Source organism: Pseudogemmobacter humi (genome assembly GCF_900609055.1).
Taxonomy (GTDB): Bacteria; Pseudomonadota; Alphaproteobacteria; order Rhodobacterales; family Rhodobacteraceae; genus Pseudogemmobacter; species Pseudogemmobacter humi.
Window position 1 is genome coordinate 23679 of the sequence record NZ_UXAW01000071.1, and the last position, 19280, is coordinate 42958.

Genomic DNA, 19280 nt, shown 5'->3' on the forward strand with positions numbered 1-19280 from the left:
CCGGTCAGGCAGGGGGACGGTCAGTCCACGAAAAGATAGGAGGTGGCGGCGATCTCGTGCGCCTGCGCCTCGGGCACGCCGAGAAAGGCGGCGAGCGGTTTCGCATTTTCTTCCGGCGTGGCGCTCTGGCGGATGCGGCAGAAGCCGGGGAAATTGTTCTCCCGCAGCCGGTCGCTCTCGAATTTCACGTCGTAGCGGATGGTGGGCAGCAGCCGCGCCAGCGTCTCGGGCGGGCTGCCCTCGCCCGCCAGCCCCACCCGTTTCGCATGGCCGATCAGATAATCGTCGGTAAACTCGCAGTCGATCTCCAGGAGACGCACCTGCGCCTTGTCGTTGTAGAAATCCTGCATCAGGTCGATCGAGGCCGGGTCGATGCAGAACACCAGCCGGTCGGTGTTCCAGTAGTCGTAAAGCATCCTGACCAGCGCCCGGCGGTGGCGGGTGCGCTTTTCCAGGGTGGACTGGATGCCGCCGAGGTCCGGGAGCGGCGTCCCCGCCTCGTTGAACAGGTAGTCCACCGCCGGCAGGCCGGTCACGTTGCGCACCCGCTCCACAAGGCGCTTGGCGACGTGCCATTTCTTGCAGGTGACCATCATCAGCGTGCGTTCGCGCCCGAGGCTGGTCTCGGTTTCCCAGAACCTGGGCGCGAAGCGCCGCCCCACCCGGCCGCGGCCCGAGAGGAAGCGAAACAGGCTGCGCCCCTCGTCCGAGATGCGGAACCGCCGCCCGCGCACCGCGTAAAGGTCGCCGAGCCGCTGTTTCAGTTCCGCCGCATCGGGGCTGATCTTGCGCGCGAACAGATAATCCTGGCTTAAAAGCAGGTCGTAATGGTCGTTGTAGAAGGTCACCGGCATGCCGTAATCGGTGAACATCAGGAAGGTCAGCGTCCGGCTGCGGATCTCGTTTTCCGGCACCAGATGGCGGGTGATGGTCTGGAAGAAGGTCTCGTCCGGAATCCAGGTGGTGCGGAAGAAGCGCATCACGTCGCGGCGGCGGCGGATGAAATCGAGAATCGCCTCCACCGTGCGGCGGCGCAGGCACCACCACTGGCTGCCGATCTGCATCGCCAGATCGGCGGGGATCCTGCGATCCAGCCCCAGCCTGCGCTGCCATTCCATCGAGCGGTAGAACCAAGCCTTGTTGCTGCGTTCGTTGAACCAGTGGCGGTAGATCAGCCGCTCTTCCCTGATCCCGGTCTTGATCCAGTCGGAACGGAAGAAATCGAAGCTCTCGATGTAATCGACATCCTCGCGCTCAAGAAAGGCATGGGCGTATTCGGCCGATTTGATCGGCATGCAGTCGCCCGAGAGCATGTAGAAATGCGTGGCGCGCGGGAAGGCATCGACCGCGGCGCGCACCGCCTGAAGCGTGGCGCCGACGAGGCTCCATTCCCCCCATCCGCATTTCAGCCGCTTTTTCGCGAAGACGACCGACGGATTGTCCTTCAGCGCGCTGCGGATCTGGTCGTAATCGCTGGTCTTCGCGCGGGCGTCGAAATGGATCGCGATGCAGTCTCCGGCGGCCGTCAGCCGCTCGGCCTGGGCGATGATCCCGGCCGGGTCCTTGTGACACAGAAGGATATAGGCAATCTTCGCCATATTGCTCCGCACCCGGGGGGGCCTGCGGCCCCGGGATCCCGCTCAAGCTATGTCAGAACCCGAAGGGTCAGGCCAGCGCCCCGTGCCCCGATAACCCGCCCTCTGTGATAAATCGCATCATGCTTCCTTGAAAAGGCCGGATTTCTTTGCTCTTTTCGCCGGGTCGGATAAGAGGGGCGGCGAACGCTCCGGTTCAGAGGCAAGGGTGAGTGGTATGGGATTTCCGGGCACCTGGATGACGGAAAGTGAAAGCGTGGTCTACCGCGTGGTGCCAAAATGCGCCTGCTCGACCATCGGCCAGATCATGTTCTTTTCCGATCACGGCAGGTTCTTCGACGGCGACATCCACGACGCCACCGCCGGCATGCACAAATGGGCGATCGAGGCCAGCCAGCCGGTGATCGAGAAGAACGTCAAGTCCCACAAATCCTATGCCTTCACCTGCGTGAGGAACCCCTACACTAGGATCCTGTCGTCGTTCTTCGACAAGATCTGCGGCATCCAGCGCAACGGCAAACGCTACCGCGGCAATCTGGTGCCGCTTCTGATCCAGAAATACGGGATCGAGGTCGGCGGCGAGGACGGCAAGCAGGAGTTCGACCAGATCAAGTCGTTCCGCCGCTTCCTTCTGTTCGCCCGCGACACCATCCGCTGGCGCAAACCGATGGAGCCCGACATCCACTGGTCGGCGATGGCCGGTCATATCTCGACCTTCATCGTCAACGGCGGGCGCTACGACCACATCTTCTTCACCGAGAAGTTCAACGAGGGGATGCAGGTGGTGCTCGATAACATACAGTCGCGCCACAAGGTGGATCTGGCCACGATCCCGCGCTTCAACGAAAGCGAGGGCCACGGGCCGAAACGCCTCCACCCGGTCGAGGATTATTTCGACGACCTGTCGATGCATCTGATGTGGGAAATCTACAAACGCGATTTCCAGCTGTTCCGCTATGATTTCGACAATCCGGCGAACAAGATGCCGAAAGGCCCGGTCGACCTGGCCGAGATCCACGCCAAGCTGGGCGACTGACGACCGGCGGATTTCCGTCGTCTCCCCCCTGCCGCCGCGCAGGGACCGGCCATTTCTGCTACCCTTTCGCGACCCGATTGCGCGAAAGGACAAGCCATGACCAGTCCGAAGGCCACCATCTGCCTGTGGTTCGACAAAGAGGCCGAAGAGGCCGCGCGCTTCTATGCCTCGGTCTTTCCCGACAGCAGGGTCGGTGCGGTGTTCCGCGCGCCGTCGGATTTCCCCTCGGGCCGGGCGGGCGATGTGCTGACGGTGCATTTCACCGTGGCGGGCATCCCCTGCATCGGGCTGAACGGCGGGCCGGCGTTCCGCCACAGCGAGGCGTTCTCGTTCCAGATCGCCACCGACAGCCAGGAGGAAACCGACCGTTACTGGAACGCGATCATCGGAAACGGCGGTCAGGCCAGCGACTGCGGCTGGTGCAGGGACCGCTGGGGCCTGTCCTGGCAGATCACGCCCCGGGTGCTGACCGAGGCGCTTGCCGTGGGCGGCGAGGAAGCGAAGCGCGCCTTCGCCGCCATGATGACCATGCAGAAGATCGACCTGGCCGCCATCGAAGCCGCCCGGCGCGGCTGAGGCGCCGGGCGAAAGGAGCTCAAGCTTTGCGGCCGATGCTGAGGATCTGGTAGAGCACCAGCGCCGCCAGCGTCGAGGTGCCGATCCCGCCGAGCGCGAAATCGCCGATGTTCAGCGTGAAGTCGCCCGCGCCGAAGATCAGCGACACGCCGACGGTGAACAGGTTGCGCGGGTCGGTGAAATCGACCTGGTTGACCACCCAGATCCGCGCCATCGCCGAGGCGATCAGCCCGAAGACCGAAACCGCCAGCCCGGCCAGCACCGGCGCCGGGATGGTTTGCAGGATCGCGCCGAATTTGGGCGACAGGCCCAGCCCCATGGCGACCAGCGCCGCGATCACGAAGATCAGCGTCGAATAGACCCGGGTCATCGCCATCACGCCGATGTTCTCGGCATAGGTGGTCACACCCGTGCCGCCGCCCGATCCGGCGATCATGGTGGCGATGCCGTCACCAAGGAAGCCGCGGCCGATGTAGCGGTCCATGCTCTGGCCGGTGATCGAGCCGAGCGCCTTGATATGGCCGAGGTTCTCGGCCACCAGCACGATGGCGACGGGGGCGATCAGGCTGACGGCGGGCCAGCTGAACTCGGGTGTGGTGAAATTGGGCATGCCGAACCAGGGCGCGTCGGCCACGGCCTGGAAACCGATCCCCGGCACCAGCGCCAGCCCGTTCCCGAGCACCAGCACGAGGCCGTAGCCGAACACCAGCGCCAGCAGCACCGAGACCCGGCGCAGGGCCTGCGGCCCGTGGCACGAGATCAGCGCCATGCACAGAACCGTGGCGAGCGCGATGGAGATATGCGCCCCGCTTCCCTTGAGCTGCCCCACCGCCACGGGGGCAAGGTTCAGCCCGATCGCCACCCCGATGGCGCCGGTCACCGCGGGCGGCATCAGCTTTTCGACCCAGCCCGAGCCGATTGCCATCACCACCAGCCCGATCAGCGCATAGATCAGCCCGCAGGCGATGATGCCGCCAAGCGCGAGGCCGATGTTCGGGTTCGGCCCCGATCCGGCATAGCCCGTGACTGCCATCACCACCGCGATGAAGGCGAAGGAGGAGCCCAGATAGCTCGGCACCCGCCCGCCGGTGATCAGGAAGAAGAGCAGCGTGCCCACCCCCGAGAAGAACACCGCGACATTGGGATCGAACCCCATGATCAGCGGCGCCACGATGGTCGAGCCGGACATGGCCAGGAGGTGCTGGACCCCCATCGCCAGCGAGGCCCCGGCCGGCAGCCTCTCGTCCGGCAGGACGGTGGCGCCGGAAGCCGCGCGCCATTTCGGGAAATAAGACATGGATTCCTCGGGTTTGTCTTTGCGCATCAGGCCATAGCGGAAAACCGCCCATGCCCGCCAGCCCCTCTCTGCCGCCGGAAAGCGGGCCAAAATCCTTCAAAGGATTTTGCAAATTTCTTCGAAGAAATTTGACCGGAATTTTGGAAAATTCCGGGCGCTCAGCCCGCACCCGCGCGGAACCAGGCGGCGATCAGGCGGCGCTCGTCCTCTTCCATGAAGCTGAGGTTCCCCGGCGGCATCGCATGGCTGACCCCGGCCTGAAGGAAGATCCGCCGCGCCGCATGGGCGATCTGGCTATCCGTCTCCAGCACCACGCCTTTCGGGGGCCAGTGCAGCCCCTCCCACAGGGGCTCGGCCGCATGGCACATGGCACAGCGGCCCTGGACGATGGTGACGACATCATCGAAGCCCGGCGCTGCGGCGAAGCGCAGGGCCTCGCCCTTCAGCGCGGCCTCGCCGGGCTCCGTGCGCAGGGGCGCGGTCGAAAGCCAGGCGATCAGCAGGAACAGCACCACGGTGACGCCCCAGGTCCAGTGCGGATTGCCGCGGCCCGCGTGGCGGGTGTTGAACCAGTGCCGGATCGTCACTCCGATCAGGAAGATCAGGCTGGCCATGATCCAGTTGTATTCGGTGGCGAAGACCAGCGGGTAATGGTTCGACAGCATCAGAAACAGCACCGGCAGCGTCAGGTAATTATTATGCGTGCTGCGCTGCTTGGCGATGCGGCCGTATTTCGGATCGGGCGTGCGGCCCGCCCGCAGATCCGCCACCACGATCTTCTGATTGGGAATGATGATGAAGAAGACATTCGCGCTCATGATCGTCGCGGTGAAGGCGCCGAGGTGCAACAGCGCCGCGCGGCTCGAGAACATCTGCGTGTAGAAATACGCCATGCCCACCAGCACCGCGAACAGGGCCAGCATCACCAGCGTCTGGTTCGCGTTGACGAAGGTCTTGCAGATCCGGTCGTAGACCAGCCAGCCGAAGGCCAGCGAGGCCAGCGAAACCGCCACCGCCTGCCAGATCTCCAACGCGCGCACCTGCGGGTCGATCAGGAACATCTCCGCCCCGAGGTAATAGACCAGCACCAGCATCGCGAAACCCGAAAGCCAGGTGGCGTAGCTTTCCCATTTGAACCAGATCAGATGTTCGGGCAGCCGGGCGGGGGCGACCAGATATTTCCGGATGTGATAGAATCCGCCGCCGTGAACCTGCCATTCCTCGCCATGCGCGCCCGCGGGCAGGTCGGGCGCGGGCCTGAGCCCCAGGTCGAGCGCGACGAAATAGAAGGACGATCCGATCCAGGCGATGGCGGTGATCACATGCAGCCAGCGGACGGCGATCTCCACCCATTCCCACAGCACCACCCAGTCATACATCGCTGTCCTCCCCGGATCGCTGCGCACAAGGCTATACCGGCCGGGCGGGGGCTGTGAATCCCGATAATGCCGCGGGCTTCCTCCGCCTGGGCCGGGGGACAGCCGCCCCGGCGATGTCCCGGCCCCGGAGCCTTCGAAGGCTCCGGCCCGGATTTTTCGAAAAATCCGGGGTAGCGCGCGCAGCCCGGGGCCAGAAAGCAAGACGCGGCCCCCGGAAGGAGGCCGCGTGCCCTGCATCCGTATCGGAAGGTTACTGGATCTGCTGGCCGTTGGCGAAGATCTGGAAGCCCTCTTTGAACTCGACCTTCGAGGTCAGCGTGTCGGGCTCGCTGCCCGGAACCATGAAGCCGCCCATCATCATCCGGGCCATCATCGCATCATCCTCGCTGAGGATGCCGGTGGCGATCAGCCCGTTGATCAGCTGATCGGCGCCCGAGATGTTCACGGTGGCCTCGCCCAGGGGCGCCGGGAAGCCCGCGGTATTGTCGAAGGTCAGCGCGCCGGTCGCGTCGAGCGCCGCCCCGGCGAGTTTCAGCGCCATCTGATTGATGTTGAGCGATTCCGGCTCGGGCACCACTGCGGGCCCGCCGGTCTCGTCGGCGACCATCATGGCGATCCAGTCGACCTTCGCCTTGCCGGCAAGATCCACCGCCAGGTCGAAGGGCTCGCGCTTCAGCGCGGCGCCGGGGTCGAACATGCCCCAGACCTCGTCGTTCAGCACCAGCTGGCCCAGTTTCAGCACCATGCCGTAATCCCCGGCAGTCTCGCCCGACATGACCGGCGACAGCAGGTTCATCTCGATCGTGTCCATGCTGATCTTCACCGGCGCCGGCGAGGCCGGGGTGGTGATGTCCATGGTGAAGCCGCCGTCGCCTTTCGAGGTCAGGCTGAACACATCCTTGTTGAACAGCAGATCTGCGGTGCCGGCGCCGGCCTCCATCACCATGTCGTAGGGCAGGAACATGTCCTGCTGGCTGGCCGTGCCTTTCGACACGCCCTGGGTGGAGTTGAGCTTCACCGACAGGCCCTGTTGCAGCGCCTCGCCGAATTCAGCGGCCGAATCGATCTCGCCGAGCGCGATGCCCGAGGGCAGCACGAATTCGCCGCCGATGGTGATGCTGTCGGTCTCGCTGGTCTGGGCGGTCTTCATGCCGAAAGCGGGCTGATCCGACGAGATATCGTAGATCAGCTTCGCCGCCGCCAGGGTCAGGCCGAAGGTGCGGTTGTCGCCGGGGGTGTCGCTGTACTGGCCGCTCAGATCCTGAAACCCGATGGTGCCGTTTTCCTTGCCCGGCTCGGCGGGCTGGCTTTCGTCGAAGGAATAGCCCGGGGCGGTGAAATCATAGGTCAGGTCCAGCTTCGCGGCGCTGTAGTCGTAGACGATGCCGCCATTGCCGCCTTCCTTCGCGACAAGGCTCAGCCCGTCATGGGTCACGGCGATCTTGCCGCCCTCTTCGGCGGTGCCGAAATCGGCGCCGATCGCATCGCCCGGCGCGATCGCCACGGTGCCGTCGGCGTTCTCGGTCAGCGTCAGGTCAGAGATGGTGAAGGCCCTGGTCTCGCCCGCGGGGGCGATGCTGATCCCGTTCAGCGTCAGCACACCGCCCGAATTGGATTCGGTGGCGGCGGTGATGTTCAGCCCGACCAGCGTCGCGCCATCCTTCCAGGATTGCCAGATCTGATCCGCGGTAAGCGCCGCATGCGCGCTGCCGCCCATCAGAACAACAATTACGGGAACGGCGGCAAAATGCCTGAGATGGGCCATGGAACCTCTCCTGACGGATGATAAAACTCGCGCGACACATGGACCAGTTTGCCGGCGCTCTGCAAGTCGGGCTTTTGTTACCGGCGCATTACCGCGGGCTCAGCTGCCGCGATAGGTCGAATAGGCCCAGGGGCTGAGAAGCAGCGGCACATGATAGTGCTGCGCGGGATCGCTGACACCGAACCGGATCGGGATCTGGTCGAGGAACAGGATCTCCGCCCCCGCCCCGTTCGCCCGCAGATAATCGCCCGCGAAGAACACCAGCTCATAGACGCCCGCTTTCAGCGCGGCACCGCTCAGCAGCGGCGCGTCGGTGCGGCCATCGGCATTGGTCGCGGTTTCCGCGATCCTGCGATGCGAATGTCCGCTCAGCCGGTAAAGCGCGATCTTCACGCCCGCCGCCGGGCAGCCGCGCGCAGTATCCAGCACATGGGTCGTCAGCCTGCCGCTCATCCGCTTCCCCTCCGCTCTGTTCCAAGCAAAACACGAAACGCCGCCGCTGGCGAGAGGCGGGCGAGATTGCAAGACGGCGCGGGACGTGCACTCTATGCCCGAGAGACGAAACGGAGGACCAGGGATGCAGCGCTACCCCCGCGACACCCGCGGATACGGGGCAGAGCCACCCGATGCCGCCTGGCCCGGCGGCGCCAGAATCGCCGTCTCGCTGGTCCTGAACTACGAAGAGGGCGGCGAGAACTGCCTGTTGCACGGCGATGCCCAGTCCGAGGCCTTTCTGTCCGACATCGCCGGGGCCGCGCCCTGGCCCGGCCAGCGCCATCACAATATGGAATCGCTTTACGATTACGGCGCCAGGGCCGGGTTCTGGCGGCTGCACCGCCTGTTCACTTCGCGCGGCGTGCCGGTCACCGTCTTCGGCGTGGCCTCGGCGCTGGCGCGCAGCCCGTCGCAGGTGGCCGCGATGAAGCAGGCCGGATGGGAGATCGCCAGCCACGGGCTGAAATGGGTCGAGCATCGCGACATGTCCGAGGCGGACGAGCGCCGCCAGATCGAAGACGCCTTCCGCCTGCATGAGGAAGTCACCGGCGCGCCCCCCCGCGGCTGGTACACCGGGCGCTGCTCGGCCAATACGCTGAGGCTGACGGCGGAAACCCGGCGGCTCGACTGGATTTCCGACGCCTATGACGACGACTTGCCGTATTGGCTGGAGGTTGGCGATCACGACCAGCTGGTGATCCCTTACACGCTGGAGGCGAACGACATGCGCTTCGCCACTGCGCCGGGCTATGTCACCGGCGAGGAATTCTTCACCTATCTGAAAGACACGTTCGATGTGCTCTACGCCGAAGGGCGCGAAGGCCGGGCGAAGATGTTCTCGGTCGGGCTGCACAACCGGCTGATCGGCCGCCCCGGCAAATGCGCGGGCCTGCAACGCTTCCTCGACTATGCGCTCGGGCATGAGGGCGTCTGGTTCCCCCGCCGCCTCGACATCGCCGGTCACTGGCGCCGCACGCATCCGCCGCGCCGGTTTGAACGCCCCTCGCAAATGACGAAAGCGCGGTTCATAGAACGCTTCGGCGGCATTTTCGAGCATTCGCCCTGGATCGCCGAACGGGCCTGGGATCTGGAACTCGGCCCCGCCCATGACTGCGCCGCGGGGCTGCACAATGCGCTGGCGCGGGTGTTCCGCACCGCGAGCCCCGAGGAACGGCTGGGCGTATTGCGCGCCCATCCCGATCTCGCCGGCAAACTGGCGCAGGCGAAACGGCTGACGGCGGATTCGACCGCCGAGCAGGCCAGCGCCGCGCTCGACGCGCTGACCGACGGAGAACGCGGCACCTTCCAGAGCCTCAACGCCGACTATACCCGACGCCACGGATTCCCCTTCATCATCGCGGTGCGCGATCACGACAAGGCCTCCATCCTCGCCGCCTTCCGCACCCGCATCGCCCATGACAGCGCCACCGAATGCGCCACCGCCTGCGCCCAGGTGGAGCGGATCGCGGAACTCCGCCTGAAGGATCTCCTGCCATGACCCCCCGCAGCTATCACATCCCCCAGGGCGGCCTGCCGCCGCAGACGCAGCTGATGACGCAACGCGCGGTCTTTACCGAATCTTACGCGGTGATCCCGAAAGGCTGCTTCTCCGACATCGTGACCAGCTTCCTGCCGGGCTGGACGAAAACCCGGCTCTGGATCATCGCAAGGCCGATGACAGGCTTCGCCGAAACCTTCAGCCAATATGTGATGGAGGTGGAACCCGGCGGCGGCTCGGACACGCCCGAGCCCGAGGCGGGTGCCGAAGCCTGGCTGTTCTTCACCGCCGGCCTCGCCACGCTGACCATCGGCGGGGAAGGCTATGAGACCGGCCCCGGCAGCTTCGCCTATATCCCGCCCGGCACGTCCTGGAGCCTTTACGCCGAGGGCCGCGCGCCCGCCCGTTTCCACTGGATCCGCAAGCTCTGGGAGCCCGCCCCCGGCCTCACGCCGCCAGATCCGGTGGTGATCAGCGAAGACGACATCCCGCCCACACCGATGCCCGATACCGAAGGGGCCTGGGCCACCACCCGCTTCGTGGACCCAACTGACCTGCGCCACGACGGCCATGTCACCATCGTCACCTTCCAGCCCGGAGGCACCATCCCCTTCGAGGAAACCCATGTCATGGAACACGGGCTCTACGTTCTGGAAGGCAAGGCGGTCTACAGGCTCAACCGCGACTGGGTCGAGGTCGAGGCCGGCGATTTCATGTGGCTGCGCGCCTTCTGCCCGCAGGCCTGCTACGCCGGCGGCCCCGGCCCGTTCCGCTACCTGCTCTACAAGGACGTGAACCGCCACGCGAAACTGCGCGGCCCCGGCGGCTTCGGTCGCTGATCCCTCTGCACTACCCCCGCCCCTCATTTTCTGTCTCTAAATATCCCGGGTATGCTGCCGGATCCGCCACCGGTTCAAGGAACCGGCGGCATGGGGGCAGAGCCCCGGCGCTTTCCACCATCCAACAGGCCCGACCATGCGCGACATCCGCCCCGAACCGCTGAGCGCCGCCGCCTTCGCCCCTTTCGGCGAGGTGCTCGAAGCCGCGGGCGAGTACCGCCTCATCAATGAGGGGCTCTGCCGTCGCCACCACGACCTCGCCCGGCTCGAACTCACGGACGGCCGCGCCGGGATCTCGGTCTTCCAGGCCGAGCCGCGCAGCCTGCCCTATGTCTTCGATCTGATCGAGCGCCACCCACAGGGCAGCCAGGCCTTCCTGCCGCTCTCGCAGCAGCCCTTCCTCGTGATCGTCGCGGAAGCCCCCGGCGCGGTGCCGCGCGCGTTCCTGACCAACGGCGCGCAGGGCATCAACCTGCGCCGCGGCACCTGGCACGGCGTGCTGGCGCCGCTCGCGCCCCCCGGCCTCTTCGCCGTGGTGGACCGGATCGGACCCGGACCGAATCTGGAGGAATACCGTTATCCCGCGCCCTGGCGGGTACCAGGCTGAAGCGAAAGCCGGGGGTTTCACACCCCCGGGCCCCCGTGGGGTATTTGGATCAAGGTGAAAGTCAGAAGACCGGGAGCGGAAGGCCGAGGCTTGCCGCCAATCCTGCGAGCGCGGAGCGTTCCGGCCCGCCCCACTCCGCATTGTGCGCGGCGTAAAGCGTGGCCTGGCTCTGATGGATCGGGCCGTCGGACAGGATCTTCAGGTGGTTCGCCCGCAAAGTCTCGCCGGTCGAGGTGATATCGGCGATGGCTTCGGCGGTCAGGTTCTTCACCGTGCCCTCGGTCGCGCCCTGGCTGTCCACCAAAGCGTAATCCGCCACCCCGTTGCGGGTCAGGTGGTCGCGCACCAGCCGGTGGTATTTGGTGGCGATCCGCAGCCGGAAGCCGTGACGCGCGCGGAAGGCGGCGGCGGCGGCATCCAGATCGTCGAGCGTGTCCACGTCGATCCAGGCCGCCGGCACCGCGATCACCAGATCGGCATGGCCGAAGCCAAGCCGCGCCCATTCGCTCACCTGATTCTGCCAGCCCGCCAGCTTGTCGCGCACGAGGTCCGAGCCGGTCACGCCGAGATGGATCCGCCCCGCCGCCAGTTCGCGCGGGATCTCACCCGCCGACAAGAGCACCAGTTCGACCCCCCCGACCCCTTCGACCGCGCCGGAATATTCGCGCTCGTTGCCGGTGCGCGCCATGGCCACGCCGCGCGCGCCGAACCAGTCGAAGGTCTTCTCCATCAGCCGGCCCTTTGAGGGCACCCCGATCTTGAGCATCACGCGCCCCCCCGCAGCCTGGCCACAAGCTCCGGCCGGACGATCCCCCCCACCGCCGGGATCGAGCGGCCCTGGCCCAGAACGGCGGTCAGCGCGTCATAGCGCCCGCCCGAGGCGACCGGGGGCAGATGCGGGTCGCCCGCCAGCAGCGAAAAGACGAAACCGTCGTAATATTCCAGCGTGGTGCGGCCGTGGCTGGCCTCGAACGGCAGATGTTCGACATCCACGCCGCGCGCCTTCAGCGCGTCGAGCCGGGCGGCGAAGGCCGAGATCGCGGGTTCGATCGCCGGCAGCATCGGCGCGATGCCGCGCAGATGCGCCAGCGCGGCATTGGCCGGGGCCTGGAGCGTCAGCAGATCGTAGATGAGCGCGGCCTCGGTCGCCGCAATCGGCGGTGTCTTCGCATCCTCAAGCAGTGCCGCGGCGCGCTCAGCGATGTCCTCGGCCGAGCGCAGCCCCACCAGCGGCCCGGCCTGGACGATCAGCGCCGGGGCGGCGTCGGAAGCCAGCCGCTCCAGCAGGCTCGCCCGCGCCGCGGCTTGCGGCGCGCGGCCCGCGAAACGGTCGAGCAGCGCCCGGAAGCGTTTCGGGCGCCAGATATGACGCAACAGCGCCGCCTTGCGCCGCTCAGAGGTGGAAAGCCCCCGCACCGCCGCCATCAGGATGCCGATATCCCCGGTCGCCGGGCGCAGGTTCAGATCAGCCAGCGTGTCGGAGATAAGCGCGAAGACCTCGGCATCGGCCTCGGGCGCGGCGCGGTCGAACACCTCGAACCCGACCTGGAGATATTCCCGCGCCCGGGCGTCCAGGCTTTCCTGGCGGCGGAACACCTCGCCCATATAGGCATAGCGCGCGGGCTCGGCGCCGTCGGCCATATGCGCCTGCACCACCGGCACGGTGAAGTCGGGGCGCAGCATCATCTCGCCCATCAGCGGATCGGCGGTGACATAGGCACGCGCCCGGATGTCCTCGCCGTAAAGGTCGAGCAGAACCTCGGCGGGTTGCAGGATGTCGGTCTCGACCGGCACCGCGCCCGCGCTCAGGAAGGCGGCGAAAAGCCGTTCGGCCTCAAGGCGGATCGCGGCGCGGTCGGTCATTGCGCCAGCATCTTGCGCACGGCGCTCACCAGATCTTTGCGCGCGACTTCGATCTGGGCGGGGCGGTCCTTCCATTCCTCAAGCGTGGCGCTGGCGGCGATCTTCGCGCCGAGCACCAGGTCTTTCAGCACCACGACGCCCCGCGCGGCCTCGTCCGAGCCCTGGATCACCGCGACCGGAGAGGCGCGTTTGTCGGCGTATTTCAACTGGTTGCCGAAGTTCTTCGGATTGCCGAGATAGACCTCGGCCCGGATCCCCGCCTGGCGCAGATCGCCCACCATCGCCATGTAATCGGCCATCCGGTCGCGGTCCATCACCGTCACCACCACCGGGCCGGCGCTGTCCGCCGCGACCCTGCCTTTGGCGCGAAGCGCGGCGAGCAGCCGGTCCACCCCGATGGACACCCCGGTCGCGGGCACCGCCTGGCCGGTGAAGCGTTTGACCAGATCGTCATAGCGCCCGCCACCGGCGACCGAGCCGAACTGCCGCTTGCGGCCCTTCTCGTCGAGGATCTCGAAGGTCAGCTCGGCCTCGAACACCGGGCCGGTGTAATAGCCGAGGCCGCGCACGACGCCGGGGTCAATGACGATCCGGTCCGGCCCATACCCCTGGGCGCCAAGAAGCGAAGCGATGGTTTCCAGCTCATCCACGCCCTCGGCGCCAAGCACCGAGCCGCCGACCAGTTCGCGCAGCCGCGCGACGGTGGCCGCGCCGCTCTCGCGCTTTGCCGAGACGAAACCCATCACCACTTCGGCCTGCCCGGGGCCGAGCCCCGCGCCTTTGGTGAAATCGCCCGACTCGTCCTTGCGCCCCTCGCCCAAAAGCGCGCGCACCCCGGCCTCACCCAGCCGGTCGATCTTGTCGATGGCGCGCAGCACGATGCCGCGTTCGGCGGCCTTGTCGTCACCGGCAAGGCCCGCGACCTCCATCACCCCGTTCAGCACCTTGCGGTTGTTGACCTTCACCACATAATCGCCGCGCGGAATGCCGACGACCTCCAGCGCATCCGAGAGCATCGCGCAGATCTCGGCGTCGGCGGCGACCGAAGCCGCGCCCACGGTATCGGCATCGCATTGATAGAACTGGCGAAACCGCCCCGGCCCCGGCTTTTCATTGCGCCAGACCGGCCCCATGGCGTAGCGCCGGTAGGGCGCGGGCAGATCGTTGCGGTATTGCGCGGCGACACGGGCCAGAGGCGCGGTCAGGTCGTAGCGCAGCGCCATCCAGGCCTCGTCCTCGTCCTGCCAGGCGAAGACGCCCTCGTTCGGACGGTCGACATCGGGGAGGAACTTGCCCAGAGCCTCGACCGTCTCCACCGCCGAAGTTTCCAGCGCATCGAAGCCGTAGCGGTGATAGACCCCGGCGATGGCGTCGAGCATCGCCTTGCGCTCAGTCACCTCGGCGCCGAAATAGTCGCGGAACCCCTTGGGCGTCTCGGCCTTCGGGCGGCGGGTCTTGCCTTCGGACATGGGTGATCCCCGGTCATTGCAGTCTGGAAGCGGTCAGCGCATCCTCTAGCGGATGGGGCAAAGCGCGGCAAGCGGGGGCAGAAGATGGACCGGACGACGGAACTCGAAGAAAAGATCGCGCATCTGATCCGCGCGGTGGACGATATGTCCGGGGTGGTGGCCCGCCAGGACCGCGAGCTCGCGGTGCTGACCCGGCGGGTGCAGATGCTGCTGGAACGCGAGGCCGAGCGCGAGTCGATGGCGGGCGAGGCGCCCGAGGCCAACAAACCGCCGCCGCATTGGTGAATCCCGTATCCCCAGGGGCATAACATCAGGAGTTTCGCAGGTGTCCTTCCCGTCTTTACGCCGCGGCCCGGGCATCGCCCCTGGCCTGCTGAGCGCCATCCTTCTTTGCCTCGCGCTCCTGTTTCCCGGCCATGCGCGGGCCGAGGTGCCGCAGCCCGCCGATCGGCATGAGACGCTCGGCCTGATGCAACAGGCGCTGAGGGAAAGCGTGCCGGAGCTTCCGGTCACGCGCAACGACCAGGATGTCAGCCTCACGCTGACCCTGCCCGATGGCGCCATCATCAACATATATCCCGACAATCTCGACCTCGCGCTTCGCGCCGCACCCGACGCCACCCGCCGACAGGAGATTCTCGACAGCCATATCGGCAGCGTGCTCGTCTCTGTCCGCTCGGCCATCGCCAGTCCCGAGGGCGAGGCCGCCCCCGATCCCGGCGCGCTGCTGCCGGTGATCCGAAGCGCGGACCTGCTTGAGGCGGCGGGGTCGGAAATGCTTCCGCACGACGCCTTTCCCGGCGGGCTGATCACTTACTGGGTGGCGGATGGGCCGCAGATCACCGCTTCGCTGACCCGGACGCAGATGGAGGAGATGGGACTGGAGAAAGCGGCCGTGGCGCGGATCGCGCTGGAAAACCTGGAAAAGCGCCTGCCGGAGGTCCAGGAGATGCAGGAAGGCGCGGTTCGGGTGCTCTGGCTGAACGGCTATTACGAATCCTCGCTGATGCTGCTGACCGGCTTCTGGCAGCAAAAGGCCGCAGGGACCGACACGCTGATCGCCGCGGTGCCGAGCCGCAACATGCTGCTCTGGCTTGCCGATCCCGACCCGGGTGAGACGGCCAGGTTTCGCAGCATCGTGGAGCTGCTTTTCGCCAGCGAGCCTTATCCGGTCAGCGCCGGATTGTTCCGCTGGACCGGCACCGGCTGGGAGGTGCTGGCGCCCTGAGCCCTGCCCGGTCAGGGGCGCGGGCGTCAGACCTCCTCGACCATCACCACGCCCTGCATCGCCTTGATCGCGCCGCGGATCTGCGGAGTGACCGGCCACTTTTCGGGCAGTAGCAGATCAATCTCGCGGCCCTCGTCGTCGGGAACGCAAAGCGTGACACTGGCGCGGGCGCGGCCCTCGGCCCTCGCGAGGAGCGAAGCGACCGAGCCGACCGCCTCGGGCCGGTTGAGGTGGATGCGCAGATCGGCCGCCTCGGCGCGGGCGGCCACGCTGTCGATCGGCGCGACGGCATTCGCCAGCAGCTTCACCCCCTCGCCTTCGGGATCGGCGCGCACGGTCAGCACCACATTGCTGCCGGGTTCGAGAAATTCGCGCGAAGCCTCCAGCACATCCGAGAAACAGGTGACCTCGTAAAGCCCGGTCGGATCCGAGAGCGCGACGAAGGCGAAGCGGTTGCCTTTCGCGGATTTCCGCTCCTGGCGCGCGCTGACCGAACCGGCGATCTTCGCCACGATCGGACCCTTCGCGAGGGCCTCCTGGGTGATCTCGGCCAGCGTCTTCACCTTCTGCCGCTTCAGCGCCGACATGTAATCGTCGAGCGGATGGCCCGAGAGGTAGAAGCCCACCGCCTGATGTTCGTGCCCCAGCCGCTCGACCGGCAGCCAGTCGTCGCGGAACGGCAGCCGCGGCTCGGGGATGTCGGAGCCGCCCTCGCCGAACAGCGAGACCTGGGCCGATCCCTGGGCCTCATGCACCGCCTGAGAATAAGCGACCAGCGAATCCAGCCCGTCGAACACCCGGGCGCGGTTCGGATCGAGCATGTCGAAAGCGCCGGCCCGCGCCAGCATCTCCAGCGGGCGCTTGCCGATCCGTTTCAGATCCACCCGGCGGGCGAAATCGAACAGCGAGGCGAAGGGCCGCTCTTCCGTCCTGACGGACGTCATCGCTTCGTTCAGCGACGACGCCGGTGACGGCGGAGGAGCGGCCCCGCGCGCCGCGACGATCATCCGCATCGCCTCGACGCCGACGTTCTTCAGCGCGCCGAGACCATAGACCAGCTTCTGGTCCTTCACCGAGAACACCGCCTGCGAGCGGTTCACGCAGGGCGCGATAACCCCCACCCCCATCCGGTCCAGCTCGCGTTTGTAGATCGCCAGCTTATCGGTCAGATGGATATCGCAGTTCATCACCCCGGACATGAATTCGACCGGGTGGTTCGCCTTCATCCAGCCGGTCTGGTAGCTGACCACCGCATAGGCGGCGGCATGCGACTTGTTGAAACCGTAATTCGCGAATTTCTCCAGCAGATCGAAGACCTCGCCGGATTTCTTCGCGTCGATGCCGTGGGTCTTCGTGCAGCCCTCGATGAATTTGGGGCGTTCCTTCGCCATTTCCTCGGCGATCTTCTTGCCCATCGCCCGGCGCAGAAGGTCGGCGCCGCCGAGCGAATAGCCCGCCATGACCTGGGCGATCTGCATCACCTGTTCCTGGTAGACGATGATGCCTTGCGTCTCTTTCAGGATGAAATCGATGGTCGGATGGATCGATTCCAGCGGCCGGACGCCGTTCTTCACCTCGCAATAGGTCGGGATGTTCTCCATCGGCCCGGGGCGATACAGCGCCACCAGCGCGACGATATCCTCGATACAGGTCGGCTTCATGCGCCGGAGCGCATCCATCATCCCCGAGCTTTCCACCTGGAAGACCGCGACCGTGCGCGCCGCGGCGTAAAGCTCGTAAGTCGCGGGATCGTCCAGCGGGATATGGCCGATGTCGTTCTCGGCCCCCGGCGGCGGATCGTAGAGTTTGCGCCCGTCCGGGGCGATATGCAGCGGGCGGCCCGCCTCCAGCACCTGGCGGATCGCATCCTTGATCACCGTCAGCGTCTTGAGGCCGAGGAAGTCAAATTTCACCAGCCCTGCGGCCTCGACCCATTTCATATTGAACTGGGTGGCCGGCGTTTCGGAGCGCGGATCCTGGTAAAGCGGCACCAGCTCGTCCAGCGGCCGGTCGCCGATCACCACCCCGGCGGCATGGGTCCCGGCGGAACGGTAAAGCCCTTCCACCTGTTCGGCATAATTCAGAAGCCGCCCGACCACCTCTTCCTTCGCCGCCTCGCGCAGCCGCGGCTCGTCGGCCAAAGCCTTGGTGATCGAGACCGGCTTCACGCCCTCGACCGGGATCATCTTGGCCAGCCGGTCGACCTGGCCGTAAGACATCTGCAACACCCGGCCCACGTCGCGCACCGCCATTTTCGACAGAAGCGCGCCGAAGGTGATGATCTGCGCCACCTTCTCGCGGCCGTATTTCTCCTGCACGTAGCGGATCACCTCTTCGCGGCGGTCCATGCAGAAGTCGATGTCGAAGTCGGGCATCGAGACCCGCTCGGGGTTGAGAAACCGCTCGAACAGCAAAGCGTAGCGCAAAGGATCGAGGTCGGTGATGGTCAGAACGTAAGCCACGAGGCTCCCGGCGCCCGAGCCCCGCCCCGGCCCGACCGGGATGTCGTTCTTCTTGGCCCATTTGATGAAATCGGCCACGATCAGGAAATAGCCGGGGAAGCCCATCTTCTCGATGATGCCGAGTTCGAACCTGAGGCGTTCCTCATATTCCTCGCGCGGGGCTGCCAGCGGGATCACCGCGAGCCGGGCCTCAAGCCCCTCCCAGGCCTGACGGCGCAATTCCTCCACCTCGTCCTCGGCGAAGACCGGCAGGATCGGCGCGCGCTTGCTGGCCATGAAGGCGCAGCGTTTCGCGATCTCGGTGGTGTTTTCCAGCGCCTCGGGCAGATCGGCGAACAGGGCGCACATCTCGGCTTCGGACTTCAGATAGTGCTGCGGCGTCAGGCGGCGGCGCGGCTCCAGCTGATCGACATAGGCGCCCTCGGCGATGCAGATCAGCGCGTCATGCGCCTCATACATCTGAGGCTTCGGGAAATAGACGTCGTTGGTGGCGACCAGCGGCAGGCCAAGCTCATAGGCCAGTTCCACCAGCCCGCGCTCGGACCCGGATTCCGACGGCGGCAGCTTCCCGCCCTCGCCGGGGTGGCGCTGCAATTCGACGTAAAGCCGGTCGCCGTAGATCGCCGCCAGTCTTTCCGCCAAAGCCCGGGCCTTCGGCCCCTGCCCGCCCTGGAAGAACTTGCCCAAAGGCCCCTCGGGCCCGCCGGTCAGGCAGATCACCCCTCCCGCATGCGCGGCCAGTTCCTCTACCGTCACCTGGGTCAGTTGCCCCCCCTTGCCCAGATAGAGGCAGGAGTTCAGCTTCATCAGGTTCATGTAGCCCGCTTCGGACTGCGCCAGCAGCACGACCGGCGCGGGCATCCTGGGCTTCTCGCCCGGCGCGGCGGGATCATAGGCCAGCGCAATCTGGCAGCCGATGATCGGTTGCAGCCCGGCGTCCTTCGCATGGCTGGAAAATTCCAGCGCGCAGAACATGTTGTTGGTGTCAGTGACGGCTATGGCGGGCATCCCGGCCTCGGCCGCCAGCCTGACCAGTTTCTTGACCGGGATCGCCCCTTCCAGCAACGAATGCTCGGTATGGGTGCGAAGATGGATGAATCGCGGCGCGCCTGACATGGGGTCAGCCTATCAGGGGGGCGCGGCGGCGGAAAGACGGGCGGGAAAAGACCGG

16 protein-coding genes are annotated in these 19280 nt (G+C 66.3%); 7 read left to right on the top strand and 9 right to left on the bottom strand.

Features of this window, described 5'->3' with window-relative positions; genetic code table 11:
• Window positions 1–20: 20 nt before the first annotated feature.
• Window positions 21–1598 carry a DUF5928 domain-containing protein gene (locus tag XINFAN_RS11540; RefSeq protein ID WP_124087015.1) on the bottom strand — a complete coding sequence of 526 codons (1578 nt, stop codon included), beginning with the start codon at window positions 1596–1598 and terminating at the stop codon, window positions 21–23.
• Between the two features lie 214 nt (window positions 1599–1812).
• Here XINFAN_RS11540 and XINFAN_RS11545 point away from each other — a divergent pair, with 214 nt between their 5' ends.
• Window positions 1813–2631 (top strand): sulfotransferase family protein, encoded by an 819-nt coding sequence (locus XINFAN_RS11545; protein WP_124087016.1) that lies wholly within the window; start codon window positions 1813–1815, stop codon window positions 2629–2631.
• Between the two features lie 96 nt (window positions 2632–2727).
• Complete coding sequence (locus tag XINFAN_RS11550) at window positions 2728–3207, top strand: VOC family protein (RefSeq protein WP_124087017.1); 480 nt, start codon at window positions 2728–2730, stop codon at window positions 3205–3207.
• Window positions 3208–3226: 19 nt separating this feature from the next.
• Here the strand turns inward: XINFAN_RS11550 and XINFAN_RS11555 are convergent, their stop codons facing one another.
• The 4 genes from XINFAN_RS11555 to uraH all read right to left on the bottom strand — a co-directional run bounded on the left by XINFAN_RS11555 (window position 3227) and on the right by uraH (window position 8101).
• On the bottom strand, window positions 3227–4504 hold the full coding sequence (locus tag XINFAN_RS11555) for a solute carrier family 23 protein (protein WP_124087018.1): 1278 nt from the start codon (window positions 4502–4504) through the stop codon (window positions 3227–3229).
• A gap of 158 nt (window positions 4505–4662) precedes the next feature.
• Window positions 4663–5883 (bottom strand): urate hydroxylase PuuD, encoded by a 1221-nt coding sequence (locus XINFAN_RS11560; protein WP_124087019.1) that lies wholly within the window; start codon window positions 5881–5883, stop codon window positions 4663–4665.
• Window positions 5884–6133: 250 nt separating this feature from the next.
• Complete coding sequence (locus XINFAN_RS11565) at window positions 6134–7648, bottom strand: DUF2125 domain-containing protein (protein ID WP_124087020.1); 1515 nt, start codon at window positions 7646–7648, stop codon at window positions 6134–6136.
• 99 nt (window positions 7649–7747) lie between these two features.
• Window positions 7748–8101, bottom strand: coding sequence for a hydroxyisourate hydrolase (gene uraH, locus XINFAN_RS11570; protein WP_124087021.1), 354 nt, complete (start codon window positions 8099–8101; stop codon window positions 7748–7750).
• 124 nt (window positions 8102–8225) lie between these two features.
• On the opposite strand from uraH, the gene puuE reads away from it, so the two are divergent.
• The 3 genes from puuE (at window position 8226) to XINFAN_RS11585 (ending at window position 11087) form a co-directional block, all read left to right on the top strand.
• The gene (puuE, locus tag XINFAN_RS11575; protein WP_124087022.1) at window positions 8226–9641 is read left to right on the top strand and encodes an allantoinase PuuE; all 1416 of its coding nucleotides are present in this window, start codon (window positions 8226–8228) and stop codon (window positions 9639–9641) included.
• Window positions 9638–10480 (top strand): bifunctional allantoicase/(S)-ureidoglycine aminohydrolase, encoded by an 843-nt coding sequence (locus XINFAN_RS11580; RefSeq protein ID WP_124087023.1) that lies wholly within the window; start codon window positions 9638–9640, stop codon window positions 10478–10480. The genes puuE and XINFAN_RS11580 overlap by 4 nt, the downstream gene beginning before the upstream one ends.
• 136 nt (window positions 10481–10616) lie before the next feature.
• Window positions 10617–11087 carry an ureidoglycolate lyase gene (locus XINFAN_RS11585; RefSeq protein WP_124087024.1) on the top strand — a complete coding sequence of 157 codons (471 nt, stop codon included), beginning with the start codon at window positions 10617–10619 and terminating at the stop codon, window positions 11085–11087.
• A 61-nt stretch (window positions 11088–11148) separates the two neighbouring features.
• Here the strand turns inward: XINFAN_RS11585 and hisG are convergent, their stop codons facing one another.
• The 3 genes from hisG to hisS are packed head-to-tail and all read right to left on the bottom strand — an operon-like array spanning window position 11149 to window position 14419.
• Window positions 11149–11856 (bottom strand): ATP phosphoribosyltransferase, encoded by a 708-nt coding sequence (hisG, locus tag XINFAN_RS11590; protein ID WP_124087025.1) that lies wholly within the window; start codon window positions 11854–11856, stop codon window positions 11149–11151.
• Window positions 11853–12950 carry an ATP phosphoribosyltransferase regulatory subunit gene (locus XINFAN_RS11595; RefSeq protein ID WP_124087026.1) on the bottom strand — a complete coding sequence of 366 codons (1098 nt, stop codon included), beginning with the start codon at window positions 12948–12950 and terminating at the stop codon, window positions 11853–11855. Before XINFAN_RS11595 ends, hisG begins: the two co-directional genes overlap by 4 nt.
• Window positions 12947–14419: a histidine--tRNA ligase gene (gene hisS / locus XINFAN_RS11600; protein WP_124087027.1), complete on the bottom strand. Its 1473-nt coding sequence runs from the start codon at window positions 14417–14419 to the stop codon at window positions 12947–12949. The genes XINFAN_RS11595 and hisS overlap by 4 nt, the downstream gene beginning before the upstream one ends.
• 84 nt (window positions 14420–14503) lie before the next feature.
• On the opposite strand from hisS, the gene XINFAN_RS11605 reads away from it, so the two are divergent.
• Entirely contained in the window at window positions 14504–14704 is a 201-nt protein-coding gene (locus XINFAN_RS11605) for a SlyX family protein (RefSeq protein ID WP_124087028.1), read from the top strand.
• A 40-nt stretch (window positions 14705–14744) separates the two neighbouring features.
• Window positions 14745–15647 (top strand): DUF1444 domain-containing protein, encoded by a 903-nt coding sequence (locus tag XINFAN_RS11610; RefSeq protein ID WP_124087029.1) that lies wholly within the window; start codon window positions 14745–14747, stop codon window positions 15645–15647.
• Window positions 15648–15673: 26 nt separating this feature from the next.
• Here the strand turns inward: XINFAN_RS11610 and dnaE are convergent, their stop codons facing one another.
• Window positions 15674–19225 carry a DNA polymerase III subunit alpha gene (dnaE, locus tag XINFAN_RS11615; RefSeq protein ID WP_124087030.1) on the bottom strand — a complete coding sequence of 1184 codons (3552 nt, stop codon included), beginning with the start codon at window positions 19223–19225 and terminating at the stop codon, window positions 15674–15676.
• Between the last annotated feature and the right edge of the window lie 55 nt (window positions 19226–19280).